At 63.3% G+C, this 18,632-nt stretch carries 20 protein-coding genes and 1 tRNA gene; 3 read left to right on the top strand and 18 right to left on the bottom strand.

Translation table 11 applies throughout. The features are described 5' to 3' along the window. Positions 1-80 precede the first annotated feature (80 nt). Complete coding sequence (locus NIM87_RS13755) at positions 81-1,031, bottom strand: ring-cleaving dioxygenase (protein WP_254675274.1); 951 nt, start codon at positions 1,029-1,031, stop codon at positions 81-83. Positions 1,032-1,277: 246 nt separating this feature from the next. Here NIM87_RS13755 and NIM87_RS13750 point away from each other — a divergent pair. Further along, positions 1,278-1,354 (top strand) — tRNA-Met (locus tag NIM87_RS13750). 66 nt (positions 1,355-1,420) lie between these two features. Here NIM87_RS13750 and NIM87_RS13745 read toward each other — a convergent pair. The 10 genes from NIM87_RS13745 to NIM87_RS13700 all read right to left on the bottom strand — a co-directional run bounded on the left by NIM87_RS13745 (position 1,421) and on the right by NIM87_RS13700 (position 12,653). Further along, positions 1,421-3,139, bottom strand: coding sequence for a hypothetical protein (locus NIM87_RS13745; protein WP_254675273.1), 1,719 nt, complete (start codon positions 3,137-3,139; stop codon positions 1,421-1,423). Then, positions 3,136-4,278, bottom strand: coding sequence for a protein-glutamate methylesterase/protein-glutamine glutaminase (locus NIM87_RS13740; protein ID WP_254675272.1), 1,143 nt, complete (start codon positions 4,276-4,278; stop codon positions 3,136-3,138). The genes NIM87_RS13745 and NIM87_RS13740 overlap by 4 nt, the downstream gene beginning before the upstream one ends. Before the next feature lie 9 nt (positions 4,279-4,287). After that, complete coding sequence (locus NIM87_RS13735) at positions 4,288-5,106, bottom strand: CheR family methyltransferase (protein ID WP_254675503.1); 819 nt, start codon at positions 5,104-5,106, stop codon at positions 4,288-4,290. Between the two features lie 113 nt (positions 5,107-5,219). After that, on the bottom strand, positions 5,220-5,681 hold the full coding sequence (locus NIM87_RS13730) for a chemotaxis protein CheW (protein WP_254675271.1): 462 nt from the start codon (positions 5,679-5,681) through the stop codon (positions 5,220-5,222). 102 nt (positions 5,682-5,783) lie between these two features. Then, positions 5,784-7,877, bottom strand: coding sequence for a HAMP domain-containing methyl-accepting chemotaxis protein (locus NIM87_RS13725; protein WP_254675270.1), 2,094 nt, complete (start codon positions 7,875-7,877; stop codon positions 5,784-5,786). Further along, positions 7,874-8,383: a chemotaxis protein CheW gene (locus NIM87_RS13720; protein ID WP_254675269.1), complete on the bottom strand. Its 510-nt coding sequence runs from the start codon at positions 8,381-8,383 to the stop codon at positions 7,874-7,876. The genes NIM87_RS13725 and NIM87_RS13720 overlap by 4 nt, the downstream gene beginning before the upstream one ends. Next, positions 8,380-10,434, bottom strand: a complete 2,055-nt coding sequence (locus NIM87_RS13715; RefSeq protein WP_254675268.1) for a chemotaxis protein CheA — start codon at positions 10,432-10,434, stop codon at positions 8,380-8,382. Before NIM87_RS13715 ends, NIM87_RS13720 begins: the two co-directional genes overlap by 4 nt. Further along, entirely contained in the window at positions 10,431-10,799 is a 369-nt protein-coding gene (locus tag NIM87_RS13710; protein ID WP_254675267.1) for a response regulator, read from the bottom strand. The genes NIM87_RS13715 and NIM87_RS13710 overlap by 4 nt, the downstream gene beginning before the upstream one ends. Positions 10,800-10,801: 2 nt before the next feature. Next, positions 10,802-11,131, bottom strand: a complete 330-nt coding sequence (locus NIM87_RS13705; RefSeq protein WP_254675266.1) for an STAS domain-containing protein — start codon at positions 11,129-11,131, stop codon at positions 10,802-10,804. A 472-nt stretch (positions 11,132-11,603) separates the two neighbouring features. Continuing rightward, entirely contained in the window at positions 11,604-12,653 is a 1,050-nt protein-coding gene (locus NIM87_RS13700) for an HD domain-containing phosphohydrolase (protein ID WP_254675265.1), read from the bottom strand. 154 nt (positions 12,654-12,807) lie between these two features. Here NIM87_RS13700 and NIM87_RS13695 point away from each other — a divergent pair, with 154 nt between their 5' ends. Continuing rightward, complete coding sequence (locus NIM87_RS13695; protein ID WP_254675264.1) at positions 12,808-14,016, top strand: TIGR03862 family flavoprotein; 1,209 nt, start codon at positions 12,808-12,810, stop codon at positions 14,014-14,016. Continuing rightward, positions 14,013-14,759: an SDR family NAD(P)-dependent oxidoreductase gene (locus NIM87_RS13690; protein ID WP_254675263.1), complete on the top strand. Its 747-nt coding sequence runs from the start codon at positions 14,013-14,015 to the stop codon at positions 14,757-14,759. The genes NIM87_RS13695 and NIM87_RS13690 overlap by 4 nt, the downstream gene beginning before the upstream one ends. Here NIM87_RS13690 and NIM87_RS13685 read toward each other — a convergent pair. From NIM87_RS13685 to NIM87_RS13655, 7 genes are all read right to left on the bottom strand, one after another. Continuing rightward, the gene (locus NIM87_RS13685; RefSeq protein WP_254675262.1) at positions 14,753-15,718 is read right to left on the bottom strand and encodes a cation diffusion facilitator family transporter; all 966 of its coding nucleotides are present in this window, start codon (positions 15,716-15,718) and stop codon (positions 14,753-14,755) included. The genes NIM87_RS13690 and NIM87_RS13685 overlap by 7 nt on opposite strands. A gap of 61 nt (positions 15,719-15,779) precedes the next feature. Next, entirely contained in the window at positions 15,780-16,133 is a 354-nt protein-coding gene (locus NIM87_RS13680; protein WP_254675261.1) for a hypothetical protein, read from the bottom strand. A 135-nt stretch (positions 16,134-16,268) separates the two neighbouring features. Further along, a complete protein-coding gene (locus tag NIM87_RS13675; RefSeq protein WP_254675260.1) occupies positions 16,269-16,589 on the bottom strand; it encodes an ArsR/SmtB family transcription factor in 321 nt (106 codons plus the stop codon). Positions 16,590-16,648: 59 nt separating this feature from the next. Further along, positions 16,649-17,068 (bottom strand): arsenate reductase (glutaredoxin), encoded by a 420-nt coding sequence (gene arsC, locus NIM87_RS13670; RefSeq protein ID WP_254675259.1) that lies wholly within the window; start codon positions 17,066-17,068, stop codon positions 16,649-16,651. Further along, entirely contained in the window at positions 17,065-17,760 is a 696-nt protein-coding gene (locus NIM87_RS13665) for an aquaporin (protein ID WP_408640078.1), read from the bottom strand. The genes arsC and NIM87_RS13665 overlap by 4 nt, the downstream gene beginning before the upstream one ends. Beyond that, the gene (locus NIM87_RS13660) at positions 17,729-18,253 is read right to left on the bottom strand and encodes an arsenate reductase ArsC (protein ID WP_254675257.1); all 525 of its coding nucleotides are present in this window, start codon (positions 18,251-18,253) and stop codon (positions 17,729-17,731) included. The genes NIM87_RS13665 and NIM87_RS13660 overlap by 32 nt, the downstream gene beginning before the upstream one ends. Then, the gene (locus NIM87_RS13655) at positions 18,246-18,602 is read right to left on the bottom strand and encodes an ArsR/SmtB family transcription factor (RefSeq protein ID WP_254675256.1); all 357 of its coding nucleotides are present in this window, start codon (positions 18,600-18,602) and stop codon (positions 18,246-18,248) included. Before NIM87_RS13655 ends, NIM87_RS13660 begins: the two co-directional genes overlap by 8 nt. Positions 18,603-18,632 lie beyond the last annotated feature (30 nt).

The following is an 18,632-nucleotide window of genomic DNA, read 5'->3' as shown; positions in this document are numbered from 1 at the left end:
CCCCCTGTCTGGGTTTGCCGGGAGGGCCCCCTCACCCGCCGACTTCGTCGTCGACCTCTCCCCCAAGGGAGAGGTGAAGGTCAGACCAGCGGCTTCAGTCCCGCCTCGATCTGCGCCCTCTTGCCTTCGAGGAAGGGCGGCAGGGCCAGGCTTTCGCCCAGGGTTTCCATCGGTTCGTCAGCCGCGAAACCGGGAACGTCGGTGGCAATCTCGAAAAGAATGCCATTGGGCTCGCGGAAGTAGAGCGAGGTGAAATAGAAGCGTTCCACCTCACCCGAGGAGCGGATGCCGAAGCTGTTCACATGGCGCACCCATTCGCGCAGGCTGTCCTGGTCCGGGGTGCGGAAGGCGACGTGATGGACGCCACCGGCGCCGGGCCGGGCCCTGGGCAGGCTGGGATCGACGCTGACATGGAGTTCAGCGGCCGGACCGCCCGGACCCATTTCATAGACAAAGACCTCGCCATTGCGCTCGCGGGCCGGATAGTGCCGCACCTGGCGCATGCTCATGACGCGGGTCAGCATGGCGTCGGTGGGTTCGAGTTCCGGCACCGACAGGGTGATTGGCCCCAGACCAATGATCTGCTTGTCGGCCGGGACGGGTGACTTGGCCCAGGGCACGACCTTATTGGCCCCATCAACGACCATGCGGAAGCGCTGGCCCTCGAAGTCCTCGAAATCGAGCGAGACATGGCCGAAGCGTTCCTTGATGGCGCTGGTGCCCACATTGTTCGACTGCAGATGATCCTTCCACCATTTCAACGTGTCTTCGCTATCAACGCGCAGGCCGGTGCGACCAACGGTGTGATTGCCGCGGGTTTCGCGCATGGTGTTGAAATCGAAAAAGGTCAGGTCGGCACCGGGCGAGGCCACGCCGTCACCATAGAACAGGTGGTAGGCCGAGGTGTCGTCCTGGTTCACCGTCTTCTTGATCAGGCGCATGCCCATGGTCTGGGTATAAAAAGCGAGATTTCTCGGCGCGTCTGCGGTCACTGCGGTCAGGTGATGAATGCCGCCAAGCTCAAGGGTCATTTCATGTCTCCTCGGCGGGTTCAAAGCGGCCCGCCAACCTAAATCATGTGCGGCGCAGGGTGCGCCGTGTTCGATCATGAATGTATGGGCGCGCTCTCGTTTTGCCTAGCAAACCAATCGCAACGCACTGGTGCGGATAATTGAACAACAAGCGGAGATTTCGCACTTGTGTAATACGCACCGCTTGACAGGCGGAGCCGGCAAACCTTAGTAAGGCGAAAGTCGGTCTGCCCGACTGCCCCTTGGGGCGGAGTAGCTCAGTTGGTTAGAGCAGCGGAATCATAATCCGCGTGTCCCCAGTTCAAATCTGGGCTTCGCTACCAAATTTCCCGGTGAAATCATCAATACATTGTTCGGTTGATTTCACCGGGACCATTTTCCCGCGCAGGTCAGAGCATGAAGGCTTCGAGGTTCATTTCGGCTTCGGCTTCATCCGCCACAATTGCCGCCGTGCCCGGCGCCTTGGGGAACAGCCGGTCATGGGCCTGCCGCTCGGCTTCCATCGTATAAGTCTTGCGCAGACCGGCGATGAGGTCAGCCAGGGCCGGCGACAGGGTCGTGGGTGCGGGCTCGGTCGATAGGGCGGCGATGGTGATGGCCATGTCGTCCATGGTTTCGGCCATGACCGTTTGACCCGACAGGCCGGCGGCTGCCCCTTCAAGCAGCTTGATCACCCTGGGGCCATCATTGTTGAGGCGGGCCAGTGCGGCGGCCATGTGCTGATCGAGGCGTGAGAGGATGTCGAGGGCCAGATTGGCCTGGTCTTCAAGCGCGCCAACCTGGCCTGCGCCCTGGCCGGCAGCAGCGGCACCGAACGATCCGGCCAGGCTTGATGATTCGTCCAGCCGCGCCATGGCGGCCTCGGCCGCAACCACGGTTTCGCTGGTCAGCTCGCGCAATTGGCTGGCAATCACGGTCAGCGAGGCGCCGCGCGGCCCCAACTGAGCGCATCGTACTGCGGCATTGAGGCTGACCAGGCGCATGTTGGATTCGATTTCCTGCACCGCCTCGACATGCTCGAGCAGTACCCGCACTGTTTCTTGCACGGCGGCAGCGACGATTTCGAGTTTTGCGCGCTCGGTTTCAAAATCGGCCAGAATGGTCACGGCCGTGCGCAATTGCGCCGAAAGGCTGGCAATGGCCGAGCTCTTGCCCCGTTCGTCGCCGCCGAAATCGCGTGAGCGGGCCATGATGGTCCCGGCGTCGGCGGCAAGGGCGGACAGATCTGCCTCGGCCTGCTCGACTTCATGGGCGAAACTGGCGGCGGTCTGGCGCAGTTGAGTGTGCTGCAAGGTTGAAATCGCAGCAAGGGCGGCGGGATGGTCCGCCGCGAGGGCCGGGTCAGACTGATGCTCGGCCAGTCTCGAAAGGGCGGCCTCGACGTGTTCGATACGCTGACGGGTGGCGTCGCCGACTTGCAGGGCCATTACGGCGCTGCCGATACGCCCCACGATTTGGCGGGACACGCGACCGGTTTGGGCGCTGCTGGCAAGGGCCGTGGTGCGCTGCTGCCCGAGGGCTTCGAGCGTGGTGGCAAGGCTTGACCCCAGATGCGAGAGCGTATGGGCATGGGTGGCCTCGAAGCGGGCGCGCTGGTTGGCGGCGCGGTCCACCTCAGCGGTCAACTGCCGATAGACCTGGGCAAAATCCTGGATGGTGCGGCTGGCCGAGTCCGACAGGCTCGCAATATCGGTGGTAAAGACGTCAAAGTCGTCGCTATCCCCGACAATGCTGGCGGCGGTGACGCGGGCATTGACCGAGACGATGCCCATCATCTTGACGGCCCGCTTGAGGTCGGAAATGGGCGCGCTGGCGGCTGCCACCACTTCGACGAGGCGCGCCAGATCGGCCTTTTCCTGGCCAAAGGTCGCTGCGAGTTCTTCGGCTCGGGTCGCCACGGCGCTGAGGCGCGTCGTGGCTTCTTCCACATCGGCGCCGCCCAGTGCTTCGGGTAGCGCTTCGAACAGCTTGCTCAAGGTATTGAGCAGCGCTGCGCCTTCGGTCAGGCGGGCGCCAACGGCGACAAAGGCGGCCTCGATGTCCTGGCGGGGCCGCGCCAGATCCGCGGCGAGTGTGCGGATAGCCTTGGGGTCAGCAAGAGTGCTCACGAATTTCCTCCGGCGCTGGCCATGGATTTGCGGCCAAAGGCGTTGATTTCGCCGGCCATCTTGTTGAGGGGCAGGGTGCGGCTGGCGGCGCCGCGCTGTATGGCTTCCTTGGGCATGCCGAACACGACGCAACTGGCTTCGTCCTGGGCGATGGTCAGGCTGCCCATTTGGCGCATTTCAAGCAAACCCCGCGCGCCATCGTCGCCCATGCCGGTGAGCAGCATGCCCATGGCGTTCTTGCCCGCAGATTGCGCGGTGGAGCGGAACAGCACATCGACCGAAGGCCGATGGCGGGACACATGCGGGCCTTCCTCGATCTTGACGGTGTAGCGCGAGCCATTGCGCACCAGCATCATGTGCAGATTTCCCGGCGCGATCAGCACCTGGCCCGGCAACACGAGGTCGCCGTCCTCGGCCTCCTTGACGGTGACGGCGCAGCTCATGTCGAGGCGGCGGGCAAAGGCCGTTGTGAATTTTTCCGGCATGTGCTGGACGATCAGGATCGGCGGGCTGTTGGCCGGCAGGGCCTCGAGCACTTCGCGCAGCGCTTCGGTGCCGCCGGTTGACGCGCCGATGGCGACGATGGGCTCGGTCACGGGCAGGCGGGCGATCAGGCTTTCGCGGCGAGCGTCCGAGATCGGCGGAATGATGGCGTCGGCAGTCAGCTTGGCCTCGACCTTGATGTCGGGACTGGGCGCGCGCAGGACCGGCGAGTCCTTGGCGAGGCCCCGCATCTTGGCATGGGCAGCGGCCTTGGCAGCGTCGCAGATACGCATGCGCGATTCTTGCAGGAACTGGGCCGTATCGACGCGCGGCTTGGCCACCACATCGACCGCGCCCGCTTCAAGCGCCTGCATGAACGCGTCGGAACCGTCCTGGGCCAGGCTCGAACAGATCACCACCGGAATGGGCCGCTGGCTCATGATCTTCTTGAGGAAGGTGATGCCGTCCATGCGCGGCAATTCGATGTCGAGGAACATGACATCGGGCACTTCCTGGCGGATACGCTCGACGGCGACATAGGGGTCGGCTGCCGTGGCCATGACCTCAAGGTCGGGGTCGGCCGATATGATGTCGGACAGCGTCGTGCGGACCGAAGCGCTGTCATCGACGATCAGCACACGGATTTTCTGGCTCATCGGATGGCCTCAGACCTTCTGGAATACGGCGGGCGCGATCTGACGCATGGTGATCGACGTGCCGATCATGGACTCCGAATGACCAAGAAGTAGATAACCGCCGGGTCGAAGGTGTCCGACCAGTCTCGAAATGACCGCGGCTTGATCGGATTTTTCGAAGTAGATGAGCACATTGCGCAGGAAGATGATGTCGACGTCCCGGTCGTAGGGATAGCTCTCGTCCATCAGGTTGAGCCGATCAAAGCGCACCTGGCGCCGCAGTTCGGGAGCAATGCGGACCTCGGGTCGCGCGCCGGGGCGGCGGGGATGCATGAGAAAGCGCGACTGCATGCCGGGCGGCACGGGCGCGACGAGTTCGGCCGGATAGACAGCGCGACGGCCGGTCTCGAGCACTTCGGTCGAAATATCGGTGCCCAGAACGGCGAAGCGGAAGTCGCGCCGCGCTGCCGCCATATCGGCCAGCACCATGGCGATGGTATAGGCCTCGGCGCCGGTGGAACTGGCAGCGCTCCACACCTTGAGCAGGGGCATACGGTCCTGGCGCGCCGAGAGCAGCGCGGGCACCAGCACCCGCTCCATGCACTCGAAATGTTCGGGCTCGCGGAAGAAGTCGGTCTTGTTGGTGGTCACCGCATTGATCAGATAAGGCAGTTCGCGCTCAAGCCCATCCTGGCGGAACAGAAAGTCGCCATATTGGGCAAAGGTGTCCAGCTGCAGGTGTCGCAGGCGTCGGCGCAGCCGCCCCTCCACCATCAGGCGCTTGGCGGGCGGAAGCTTGATGCCGACCTGCTTGCCGATCAGGGTGGCGATGCGCTGGTAATCGCGCATGTCCAGGTGGTCGTCGGCTTCGTCCAATGTGAATTTGCTGGCGGCTACAGGCACTGAGATACTCCGATACGCGGTCACTGGACGACCGGGTCGGGACCCGGCCAACTCCGATGTCAGGCTGCAATGCCCACGGTTGCGGCTTCGCCAAGCAGTCGATCGAGGTCGAGCACGGTGACAAAACGGCCATTGCGCCGGCCAATGCCCGCGATGCAGTGACCGCTCCAGCTGGCGCTGATGGTCGGGGCCGGATCGAGGGTTTCGCTGTCGAGCACGGTCACCTCGAAGACCCGGTCGGCGCGGAGGCCGACCGTCAGGATGCCCTGCGGTCCATTGACCGAGAGCACGACGATGCGCGTGTTTTCGGTGTCGGGCGCCGGTTCAATGCCCAGGGTCCGGCGCAGGTCGAGCACCGGAACGCCTTCGCCCCGTACATCAATCATACCCAGGAGGTTGTCCGGGGCGCGTGGCAGGCGGGCAATGGGCCGCATGTCCAGGATTTCCTGCACCTTGGTAACCGGCGCCGCATACAGCTCGTCGGCGACACCCAAAGTGACATATTGCAAGAGTTCAGCCATGGCATTTTCCTATGCCGCTGCGCGGCGGGTAAAATCGGCGTCCAGTTCGTCAGCCATACCCGACCGCCTTCTGGCGGTCGGGGTGCTTGATGGACCTTGTGGTCAGGCTGCGCCGCGACGGGTGAAATCGCTGTCGAGGTCGTCCCCGGCATCGCCCATGTCGAGGTCAAAGCCACCACCGGCGCTTGCCTTGGCCTTTGCCTTGGCGGGCTTGCGTGGCGCCATATGCGGGGCCTTTGCCATGATCTGGGCCTTGATGTCGGGCTTGCTCACGCTCTCATTGGCTGGCGCCGAGAGGCTTGTGGCGTCGATGCGGAAATAGCTGATCGCCGATTGCAGCTGCTCGGCCTGGCTGGCCAGTTCCTCGGAGGTGGCAGACATTTCCTCGGCGGCCGAGGTGTTCTGCTGGGTGACCTTGTCGAGCTGCTGGATGGCCGTGTTGATCTGGGCCGCCCCGGCATTCTGCTCGCGGCTGCCGGCGGAGATTTCCTCCACCAGTTCGGCCGTGCGCTGGATGTCAGGCACCAGCTTGCCCAGCATTTCGCCGGCGGACTGGGCCGCCTTGACCGTGGTGCCCGAGAGCGTCGAGATCTCGGCGGCGGCAGCCTGGCTGCGTTCGGCGAGCTTGCGCACTTCGGAAGCCACCACCGCAAAGCCGCGGCCATGTTCACCAGCGCGCGCGGCTTCCACCGCGGCGTTAAGGGCGAGCAGGTCGGTCTGGCGGGCGATTTCCTGCACCACCATGATCTTTTCGGCGATGGTCTGCATGGCGGTAACGGCATTGGTCACCGCTTCACCCGAAGCAATTGCGTCGGCAGCGGACTGACGGGCGATCTTTTCGGTCTGGCTGGCATTGTCGGCCGACTGCTTGATGGTGGCCGCCATTTCTTCCATCGAGGCAGAGGCCTCTTCGGTCGAGGAGGCCTGTTCGGTGGCGCCCTGGCTCAGCTGTTCGGCGGTGGCCGACATTTCCTGGGAGCCGGCAGCGACATTGCGGGTGGCGTTGGTGACTTCCGTGACCACTTCGCGCAGCTTGCCGGTCATGGCGTTGAGCGTCTTGATCAGATCGCCCACTTCGTCATCGCCTTTGACTTCGGCACTGGCCGAGAGATTGCCGCCAGCCACTTCATCGGCGAGGCGCACGGCGCTGGAAAGAGCGCGGGAGATCGTCATGACGATCCAGGTCGCGGCGATCAGGGCGATCAGGGCCGAACCCACCAGCAGGCCGATCAGCAGCATCAGCGAAGTCTGGTAAAGTTCGTTCGCTTCAGCTTTTGCCTGCTCCATGACGGCTGTATTGCGGTCAATCATGGTCTGCAAGATGGCGTTGGCCTCGCGGCGCAGGGTGTTCACCTGCTGCATTTCCTGCAAGGCGAAGTAGTCGCCATTTTCCATGGAAACGGCCACGGCCTTGTCCATGGCGGCGACCATGCCGTCATAGGCGTCGCGGGCGGCGTTGAAGAGGGTCATGTCGGCGGTTGGCATGGTCCGCTGCAGCTCGGGTAGGCGCTCGGCATTCGCGATCACGCCCGAAATATAGTCGGCATGCCACTTTTCCTGGAGCTCCCGGTCCTGAGAGGCGGCGAGAAGCACATTGCGCTGCTGGCGGAACATGTCCGAACCGGTCAGGAACAGCTCGGTCGCGGCCTGATAGGCGGGGAAGGCGGACAGGTCGCCGGCGTCGACCTTGCGCTGTAGCGACGTGCGCAGGGCGGCCATGGTTTCCTCAAACACGCCGAGCGCGCCGCTGCCTTCGCTGCGGCTGATCGCGAGAGCATTTGCGTCGGAGTTCTTGAGGGTCAGTTCCTCGCCACGTTCAACCGCAACATAGAGTTCGTTGACCTTGGCGATGAAAGCCGGCAGTTGCTCCTTGATCGCCGGGTCCATGGTGTTGCCTTCAAGGAAGGCATGGCCATCGATCAGTTCATTATAGTCTTCGGCGAGTGAAGCGACGTAGCTTTCCTTTTCCGCCTGGTCCTTGGTGATGATCTGCGCGCGGACGCGCGAGCCCAGACTTTCAAGGCTTGTCTGCATCTGCGAGGACCGGATCAGATTGGCCGACCGGACCTCGACCATGGTTTCAAGCTCCTGGTTGAGCTGGCCCAGGTTCTGCAGGGCGATGAACATGCTTCCCGCGGAAAGCGCGACGACCACGCCGAAGACGGCCGCCAGTTTTGTCTTGATTGTCAGTCTCACGATGCAGACCTTTCTTCTGAAGCTGCGACGGGTGCGTTTCTTGCGCCCGGTGTTTCGAAAATGCGTTCCATGTTCGGAATGATGATGAAGCCGCCATTGCGCTTGCCGATGCCCTTGATGAATTCAGGGCGCCAGCGCATGCCGACTTTTGGAGCCTCTTCGATGGAAGCGGCCTCGATATCGGTGACGTCATGCACCTTGTCGGCAAGGATGCCGGCGATGGTGGGTTCGCCGTCAATGTCCACTTCCATCACCACGATGCGAGTGTCCTGGTCCGGCTCGGGCCGGTTCATGCCGAACATCACCCTTAGATCGGCGAGGGGCACGACGCGTCCCCGAACATTGATCAGCCCGCCCACGAAGTCGGGCGCATTGGGGACTTCGGTGATGGGCACAAGATCGAGTATCTCGCGCACCCGACCGGCTTCGACTGCGAACAGTTCGTCGTCCAGACGTATGGTCAGGGCGGTCATTGAGGCGGGCATGCTGTTCTGGGCTTGGTTCATGCGGCCCTCCCGGTGATGTTGCGATCGACATAGGACTGGCCCGATGCCACCAGATGCGCGGTGTCCAGGATCAGCGCGACAGTGCCGTCACCCAGGATGGTGGCGCCGGAGAAGGACTTGACCCCCGAATGGAGCTTGGAAAGCTGCTTGATGACCGTCTGGTTGTTGCCAATGATCTGGTCGACCACCAGGCCCACCCGGCCTTCGCCCGAGGAGACGATGACCACCTTCTGGTGCGGATCGGCCTCAACCGTGGTGCCGAAGACTTCGCGCAGCCGCAGATAGGGGACGAGGGCGCCGCGAATGTCGAGAAAGTTGCGGCCCTTGGCATGGGCTTCGATCCCCTCGGGAATTTCCACGCATTCCTCGACGGCGGCCAGAGGGATGGTATAGCGGCCATTGCCGACGCGAACGAGCATGCCATCGATGATGGCCAGGGTCAGCGGGAGCCTCAGGGTCATGGTCGAGCCCTGGCCAGGCTTGCTGGTCACCTCGATGGTGCCGCGCAATCCGTCGATGGTACGCTTGACCACGTCCATGCCGACGCCGCGGCCCGACAGAGACGTCACTTCCTTGGCCGTCGAGAAGCCGGGCGCAAAGATCAGGTGGCTGAGTTCCTGTTCGGTGAGCTTGGCTTCGGGCGTGATCAGGCCGTTTTCTTCGGCCTTGGCGCGGATGCGGGCGAGATCGAGACCGGCGCCGTCATCGGTGACCGAGATCGCCACCTCGGCGCCTGAATAGACGGCCGACAGGCGAACCGTGCCCTTGGCCGGCTTGCCGGCCGCGAGGCGCTTTTCTGCGCTTTCGAGGCCATGATCGACCGAATTGCGGATCAAGTGCACCAGCGGGTCGGCCAGGCGCTCGATCATGGTCTTGTCGAGTTCGGTGTCTTCACCGGCGGTGACGAATTCGATGGTCTTGCCCAATTCGCCCGACAGGTCGTGGATCAGGCGGCGGAAACGTCCGAACAGCGTGCCGATGGGCACCATGCGGATGCCCATAGTGGTGTCGCGCAGCCCCGAGGACAGGCGTTCGAGTTCCTCGGCAATGGTCTTGAGCGCGGTATCGGAGCTGAGCCCGGCAATCTGGCTGAGGCGCGCCTGCGCAATCACCAGTTCGCCGACACGATCCATCAATTCGTCCAGCCGCTCGGCCGGGACACGCAGGGAGGAGGCTGCGGCCCGGTCGGCGGTGTCGGCCCCGGTGCCCGGCTTGGGCTTTGGGGTCGGGGCTTGCGATGCCAGAATTGCGGCCGCCGGCGCAGGCGCGGTGAGCGGGGGTGCCGCTGCAACGGAAGGCGCAATCTCGGGCGCGGCAACGGTTGCGATGACATCGTCGAGCCGTGTCAGGGTCAGTTCCATATTGTCGCGCAGGAACAGGAAAACATCGTCGATGGCCGATGTGGGGTCGTCGGCCTCAATATCGACGCGCCAGCCAATATGGGGCGTTTCGGGGTCGAGAACGGCCAGGTCCGGGATGCGGTCGGTGAGCGCGGTTACCGTGGCCGGCCCGATTTCCGCCAGTTCGTCGAGCAGCAGAAGCGGATTGGTGCCATAGATGAGCGCGTCGGAGGGCAGGTAGAACTCGAGACGCCACGTCGCCTTGATTGCGGCCGGCCTGGGCGGTGCTGCTTCAACAGGCTTGGGCTTTTCCCTGGGGGCGAGGCTGGCCGTGGGTGCGCCACCGGCAATGATGATGCGCAACTGGGCCAGGATCGCGTCGCCGCCGCCGATTTCGGCCTCGGGATTTTCAATCAGCAGGTGGATGTGGTCCTTGGCGTCCAGCGCCACTCTGATCAGGGCCGTATTGGCCTGGGTCTGCCCCTTGCGTACCTGGTCGAAGGCGGTTTCAAACTCGTGGACGAATTCGGCCACGGCGGTAAAACCGAACATGGCGCCCGAGCCCTTGATGGTGTGCAGGGCGCGGAAGGTGGAATTGATCAGATCGGCATTGGAGGGGTCCTGCTCGAGATCGAGCAATCCCGCCTCGAGCTGTTCAAGCAGCTCGCGCGCCTCCTGGCGGAAGGTTTCCGTGGGATCGGCTATGTTCATGCGCCCGTGACCTTCTTGATGATGGCCAGCAATTGGTCCTGCTTGAACGGCTTGACGATCCAGCCGGTAGCGCCTGCTTCCTTGGCCTCCCGCTTCAACGCCTCGTCGGACTCGGTGGTCAGCAGGATGATCGGAATGCCCTTGGAGGAGGGGTGCTGGCGATATTTGCGGATGAACTCGATGCCGTTGAGCACCGGCATGTTGAGATCGGTCAGCACCGCATGGACCGTATTGGTCGTGGCCTTGTCATAGCCTTCCGCACCATTGCCGGCCTCGATAACCTCGAGCCCGGCCGATGTCAGCGTCATGGCCACCATCTGGCGGATGGAGGCGCTGTCGTCGATCGTCAGAATGGTCTTGCTCATGCTCAGTGTCCTGCTGGCTGGTCTGCAAAAGTGGTCCAGAAGCTGCGATGCTCCTGTCCGGGCGAGAGAAATCCGGCCTGATCCAGCACGGCCTTCAAGGGGGCTCCGAGAGGCGCCAACAGGGTGAGGTCCCGCTGACGCGCGTGGGCATTTGCCCTGGCCGAAAGCAAGGTCTGCACAGTGGTGAGGTCGGCGGCAGACAAAGTCTGCGTATCGACCTCCAGCCGGGCGTGGTTCTCGATGGCTTCAAGCAGGCTGGCCGCAACATCCTGTGCGGATTTGATTCCTGCGTCGCCCGTCAATACGAGCGTGTAACTACGTTCTTCGGTCATGCGGATGACCGGATACAGTTTTTCGATGATGACATTCTGTCTCTCTACCGCGAAGTTCTAGGGGAAGTCGGTAGGCGAAGTGGACTGGTGCGCTGCTGAATCCGCTATGCTGTTGCTATTGCCAATCTTCGCCGTATTCCCATCCGGCTTGGAGATAATACTTACACGGCGCGCTTAACCGATGGTTACTTTGCCTGTTCAGTTTTCTCCGTCGGTCGATTCTTTCAAATATTACTTCCAGTAGTAATCATTTTAATCAAATAATCTCTACTGTTTCCGTGTGGTTCTTTCGGAATCCATCGTGAATCAGGTTGAGTCGAGTGCGTTTGACTCAGAGTCGAGCGCCAAGAATTCGAGTCATGATATTGTTTGATTCACTTGGGGTGACGGCGGGTCTGTGGCGCGTCAATTGGTGCAACGCAGCCAATGGGCTCGATGGGCGCAAGTCACGTCGCGTGATGGGCTAGCAGAACTAGAAGCCGACGGCCTGGGCTTGGTCGTCGGGCCGCATGGCGGCGCAGATCTCGGGCCATTTGGCGCGGAAGGCCGCAACACAGGAAGGGTCGAAATGGGCGCCGCTGCAACGGATGATTTCCGCATAGGCCTTTTCGATGGGCCAGGCAGCCTTGTAGGGCCGCTCGGAGCACAGGGCATCAAAGACATCGGCGATGGCGACGATGCGCGCCTCGATCGGGATATCCACGCCGGACAGGCGATCGGGATATCCGGTGCCGTCCCATTTCTCGTGATGACTTTGCGCGATCAGCTCGGCGGTGCGGATCAGGTCCGAGCCGCCACGCTCGAGGATGCGTGCACCAATGGTCACATGCTCGCGCATGATGGCCATTTCCTCAGGCGTCAGCTTTCCGGGCTTGGAGAGAATGGCGTCGGCAATACCGATCTTGCCGATGTCATGCAGAGGCGCGGCCAGATAGATCATGCGACAGCGCTCGGGCGGCAGGCCGATGCCCTCGCCAATCAACTGGCTGATCTGGGCCACGCGCGAGACGTGTTCGCCCGTGTCGCCGTCGCGATATTCGATGGCGCGGGCGAGGCGATAGATGACTTCTTCTTCGCGCGCCAGAAGATGGGCCGTGGCGCGCTCGACTTCGCGGGTAAGCCATTGGGCGCGGTCCGCCAGTTCAACCTGGGCCTGGCGCAGGGCCAGGAGGTTGGCGACGCGCGCCTGCAATTCGATGGGGTCGAAGGGCTTGTGCAGGAAGTCGGTGGCGCCAGCCTTGATGGCTTCTATGCGCACCGTCTTGTCACTGTCCGAGGTGACCATGATGACCGGCACAATGCGATAGGCAGGTCGCGAGCGCAGGGCGGCAGTGAAGGCCACGCCGTCCATTTCGGGCATGATGTGGTCAACGATCACCAGGTCATATTGATGGGCCTGGCACCGCTCCAGGGCCTCGAGCGGGTTGAGGCATAGCTCGACATCGCCCATCACAGCTTCTTTGACGATGCTGCCGATCAACGCCAGACTCGACCGGCTATCATCGACAATCAGCACATGCATCGTCGGCCCCCGCCTGAAACCGGGCGATCATACGGCGTCATACCTTAGGCGAAACTTAACAGAATTCGCGGGGCGGCGGGCGTTTGCCAAGGGCAGGGAGTGGCTCCCTCGGGCGGCATGCGCTATGCCCTTGGCTAGGTGATGCGGGGACAACATGGGGCGGATAGCAATCATTGGCGGCGGCCCGGCGGGGCTGATGGCGGCCGAGGCTGCTGCGGCGGCGGGCGCTGACGTTGTCGTTTTTGACGCCATGCCCACGGTCGGGCGCAAATTGCTCATGGCCGGCAAGTCAGGCCTCAACATCACCCATGCCGAGGATAAGGCCCAGTTCGAGGCGCGCTACGGCGCGTCCCGCGCGCCATTGCAGGCCGCGCTCGACGACTTTCCGGCGTCGGCACTGCGCGACTGGTGCGCGGGCCTGGGCATCGAGACCTTTGTGGGCTCCTCGGGCCGGGTGTTTCCCAAGGCAATGAAGGCTTCGCCGCTGTTGCGCGCCTGGCTCGGCCGCCTTGCGGGTCAGGGTGTCACGGTCAAGGTGCGGCATCGCTGGCTGGGCTATGACGGCGATATGTTGGTTTTTGAAACCCCCGAAGGTCAGGTCACGGATCGCTTTGATGCCGTGGTGCTGGCGCTGGGCGGCGCCAGTTGGCCCGCGCTGGGGTCCGATGCGGCCTGGGTGCCGCGGCTGGCAGAGCGCGGGGTCAGCGTGGCGCCCTTCCGCCCGGCCAATTGCGGTTTCGAGGTCAATTGGAGCCCCGTTTTTGCCGAGCGCTTTGCGGGGGCACCGGTCAAGGCGGTGGTGGCCAGAAGCGACGCGGGCGACCTGCCGGGCGAGTTTGTGGTGAGCCGATCGGGCATCGAGGGGAGCCTCGTCTATGCCCATGCGGCGGCCCTCCGCGACCGGTTGGAGCGGGATGGCGTTGCTACCCTCACCCTCGATCTGGCACCCGGACGCAGTGTCGAGCGGCTGGCAAAGGATCTGGGCCGGCAACCTGCCAAGGCCAGTTTTTCCAATCGGCTGCGCAAGGGCGCCGGGCTGGATGGGGTCAAGCTTGGCCTGCTGCGCGAACTGGTGCCTGATGCCGCGAGCCGGACTGCGGAGACGCTTGCCGGGCTCATCAAGGCGCTGCCCCTGCCGGTCGAACGGCCTGGTCCCATCGAACAGGCGATTTCGGTAGCCGGCGGCATAGCCTGGGACGGATTGGATGCGGGCTTGATGCTGCGCGCGCTTCCCGGCACCTTCGCCTGCGGCGAGATGCTGGATTGGGAGGCACCGACGGGCGGTTACCTGCTCACGGCGTGTCTTGCCACCGGGCGGTTGGCCGGGCAGGCGGCAGCCCAATATGCAAGGGAGCGGACATGAACCAGATCGATCTCAAGGACCAGGTGGCGGTGGTGACCGGTGGAGCGCAGGGGCTGGGCTTTGCCATTGCTCATCGCCTGCTGGCGTCGGGCGCGAGGGTCAGCCTGTGGGATCGCGATGGAGACGTGCTGGACAAGGCGGTGGCGGCGCTGGGGGAGGGGGTGTCCCGTCAGGTGGTCGATGTCACCAATCTTGCCGGGCTGGAGCAGGCGCATGCGGCAACCGAGGCCGGGTTGGGGCCGGTCTCCATTCTCGTCCATTCGGCCGGCATTGCCGGCAACAATGCGACGCTGGACGCTTACGATCCCGAAGAATGGCGCCGGGTCATCAACATCAATCTCAACGGCACGTTCTACGTCAATCGCGTGGTGGTGCCTGGCATGAAGGCGCGCAATTACGGGCGCATCGTCAATATTGCCTCGATTGCCGGCAAGGAGGGCAATCCCACTGCCTCGGCCTATTCAGCCGCCAAGGCGGGCGTCATTGGCCTGACCAAGTCGCTGGGCAAGGAACTGGCCAGGCACGATATCGCCGTCAACGCCATCACCCCGGCAACTGCCAAGACCCGCATCCTCGACACGCTCACCGACGAGTTCATCACCTATATGCTCTCGCGCATTCCGCGCGGGCGGTTTCTCGAAGTCGAAGAAGCTGCAGCCATGGTGGCCTGGCTGGTCAGCAGGGAAAACAGCTTCACCACGGCCAGCGTCTTCGATCTCTCGGGCGGTCGCGCCACCTATTGATGAGGCGTCGGGGCCGCCGGGCAATCAGCGCAGGTGCCGGTCCAGTCGATCTCCACGGTGGCATGGGCGATATTGTGCTGATCCATCAGGGCAGACTTCACCGCAGAGGTAACCGTGGCGGGGTCGGCGCCAGGGCGCAGGGCAATGTCGAGTGTTGCCATGGTCTGGCCGGAGGACAGCGACCACACATGCAAGTGCCCGACGCCGGCCAGGCCATCTATGGTTTCAACCAGCTGGTTGCCCAGGGCCTCTGGTTCCACCCCGTCGGGCGCCCCTTCCATCAGGATGTTGAAGGTGCGCGTCAGCAGGGCCCAGGCACTGCGCAGAATGAGCAGGCTCACCAGCAGGGACAGTATGGGGTCAATGGGCATCCAGCCGGTCAGCCAGATGATCACGGCGGCGGCGATGGCGCCGACCGAGCCAAGCAGGTCGCCCAGCACATGCAGCATGGCGCCCTTGATGTTCACATGGTCGGCGTCGGCGCTCGAGAGAATGCGGAAAACCACGAGGTTGACGATCAGCCCGAGCACCGCCACCACCAGCATTGGTCCGGCCAGCACCTCTTCGGGCGCAAACAGGCGCTGCACCGCCTCATAGGCGATCCAGCCCACCAGCACGAAGAGCGTCAGGGCGTTGATCAGCCCGGCCAAGACCTCCAGCCGCGAATAGCCAAAACTGCGCCTGGCATCCGCCGGGCGGCTGCCCAGGCGAAAGCCGAGCCAGGCAAGGAACAACGCCACGGTGTCGGTCAGCATGTGCCCGGCATCGGCAAGCAGGGCCAGCGAACCGGACAAATAGCCACCTACCACCTCTGCCACCATGAAGGCGCCGGTGAGGCAGAGGCCGATCAGCACCGCGCGCTCATTACCGGTGCTCACCTTGGGAGCATGGCCATGTCCGGCGTGGTCATGGTCGTGGTGGTCGTGATCAGACGTGTGGCCGTGGTCATGGACAGACATGATGATACTCTCTTTCAGAATATCATATGAATAGCTGTGCATATGATCATGTCAAGCCGCTTTATCCCTCATCCGGTCCGGCGAGGAAGGGCATGATGTCAACGCCGTCGCCCGGAAACACCGAGAAATGTGGGTGATCCACGAACAGCTTCGCGGCGGCCTCGGCGGTTTCTGCCTCGATGATGACATAGCCGCAAAAGTCATTCGTGGCGCTGGCGATGCCGTCTGTGGTCACCCGCGTCGTCTTGCCCACCATGCCGCCACGATTGGTGATCGAGCCGGCATTTCGGGCTTCCCAATCTGCCCACAGCTTCAGCCCCTTGTCGTCGACGGCATCCTGTTCGGCCTTCGTCATGCTGCGAAACCGGGCGAGGGCTTCGGGCTTCATGGTATAGACGGCAAGGAAACGAGGCATGGGTACTCTCCGTGCAGACATGATGTGCAGGCCCGAGCGTTTCGAGCAAAACGTATCGGCGACTTGGCGCTTTGGAACGCCACGCGCGTCAGCTTAGCGTTTGCGCAGGTCAGAGTCTTGAGGCCCGCGGCCCGTCTAGCCGACGTCGTCTTCGCCTGGCTCGTGCTCTTCGGCGGCATGGGCCAGCATATCGCTCAGCATGCGGGCGATGTGGTCGTCGGCGGCTTCGTAAAACACCTGTTTGTTGCGGCGCGTGCCGCGCACGAGGCGGGCGGCACGCAACAGGCGCAGGTGATGGCTGACCAGCGACGGGCTGGCGCCGGTGGCTTTGGCGATGTCGCCCACGGCAATGGGGCCTTCAAGGCAGGTCAGCACGACCTTGAGACGGGTCGGGTCGCCAAGCAGCCGATAGGTTTCTGCGATGACGGTCAGGCGATTGTCTTCGGGCAGGGGCACGGGCGCATCCGATTGGCTTGCTGCCCCGATAGGTAGGGCGGTTTGCCGTGTTTGGCCAGTCAGACCCGATGACCCTGGGCGTCGATAATCACTTCGCCATCTTCCTTGGTGAAGGGGATGCCGAGAGCCTCGGGCAGAATATCGAGTACCACTTCGGACGGCCGGCAGAGCCGTACGCCATGGGGCGTCTCGACAAAGGGCCGGTTGATGAGGATCGGATCGGCCAGCATGGCGTCGATCAGTTCGGCGTCCGACAGTGCGGCATTGTCGAGGCCGAGTTCAAAATAGGGCGTGTCCTTGACGCGGATTGCATCGCGCACGCGAAGCCCGGCGCGGTCGATCAGCTCCATCAGCCGGTCGCGGTCGGGCGGGGCCTGCACATAGAGGATGACTTCGGGCTCAATGCCGGCACCGCGGATCATCGCCAAGGTGTTGCGCGAGGTGCCGCAATCGGGGTTGTGATAAATTGTGATGCTCATGCGCGATGCTCCGAAGGTGTACGCAGCAGCCAGGTGGCGACGCCGAGAGCCAGCAATGCGCCGACGATCTGGGCGACGATGAAGCCGGGCACGTCGGCCGGGCCGATGCCGGCGAAGCTCGACGTCAGCGCCCGGCCAATGGTGACGGCCGGATTGGCATAAGATGTCGAGGCGGTGAACCAATAGGCCGCCGTGATGTAGAGCCCGACGCGCAGCGCTATCTGATCGGCAGCGTGCTTGAGCGACAGGAGGATGGTCAGTAGCAGGCCGAAGGTGGCCATGACCTCGCTGAGCCATTGGCTCGCACCATTGCGTGGGTCAGCATAGGCCGAAACCAGGGGCAGGTCGAACATCAAATGGGCGAGCAAGGTGCCGATCAGGGCGCCGCCGATTTGGGCGATGACATAAAAGCCCGCATCGGTGGCGCTCAATTGGCGCCGCAACGCCATAACCAGGGTCACAGCCGGGTTGAAATGGGCTCCCGAGACTGGCCCCAACAGGCCGATCAGCACCACCAGGATGGCGCCGGTGGCTGCGGTATTGGCCAGCAGCGCCAGGGCGATGTCATTGGTGAGGCGCTGGGCCATGATGCCCGAGCCGACCACGGTGGCAACGAGCATGGCGGTGCCGAGAGCTTCGGCAGCGAGCCGACGGATAGGATCACTCATTGTTGGCCTTGCTGGTGGCGCCATCGAGCTTGCCGATTTCGTCGAGCCGATTGCGCAGCGACATGCGGTCGATGGTCGCGAGCGGCAGGGCGGCAAAGGCGTTGATGCGATTGCGCAGGAATCGGGCAGCGTCGCGGAAGGCATTGACCTTGTCGATCTCGCTGCCGGTAACGGCGGCCGGGTCTTCAACGCCCCAATGGGCGGTCATTGGCTGGCCAGGCCAGAACGGGCAGGCTTCACCCGCTGCATTGTCGCAGACGGTGAAGACGAAATCGAGCTTGGGCGCATCGGGCGTCGCGAATTCATCCCAGGATTTGGAGCGATAGCCCTCGGTCGGCAGCCCCAGTTCATTGAGCGTGTGCAGCGCCAGTGGATGCACCGCGCCCTTGGGCTGGCTCCCGGCCGAATAGGCCTTGAATACACCGCCGGGCACGGCATTCAACAAGGCTTCACCCAGAATGGAGCGGGCCGAATTGCCGGTACACAGGAACAGCACATTATAAGCTCGGTCAGTCACGACGCGCCTCCTCAGGAACGCAGCAGGGGGTGATGTCTTCGATCAACGGGGCGCACAGTTCCGGGCGACCGCCGCAGCAGTCGTTGACGAGATAGGACATGACAAAGCGCATGCGGTCGATCTCGGCCCGATAGGTGATGGTGCGCCCCTGCTTGTCTGCCGAAAGCAGTCCGGCCCGCGTCAATTGAGCCAGATGGCTCGACATGGTGTTCTGCGGCACATCGAGCCGGCGGGCGATTTCGCCCGCGGGCAGACCGTGCGGCTCGTGCTCCACCACCAGCCGAAACGCGGCAAGGCGCGACGGCTGGGCCAGGGCGGACAGAGCCTCAATGATTGCTGTATCATCCATGTATCGAGATTTATCGATGTATTGTGACAC

It is taken from the genome of Devosia ureilytica, from assembly GCF_024273195.1.
GTDB lineage: Bacteria > Pseudomonadota > Alphaproteobacteria > Rhizobiales > Devosiaceae > Devosia > Devosia ureilytica.
This window is presented reverse-complemented; position numbering and strand designations above follow the sequence as displayed.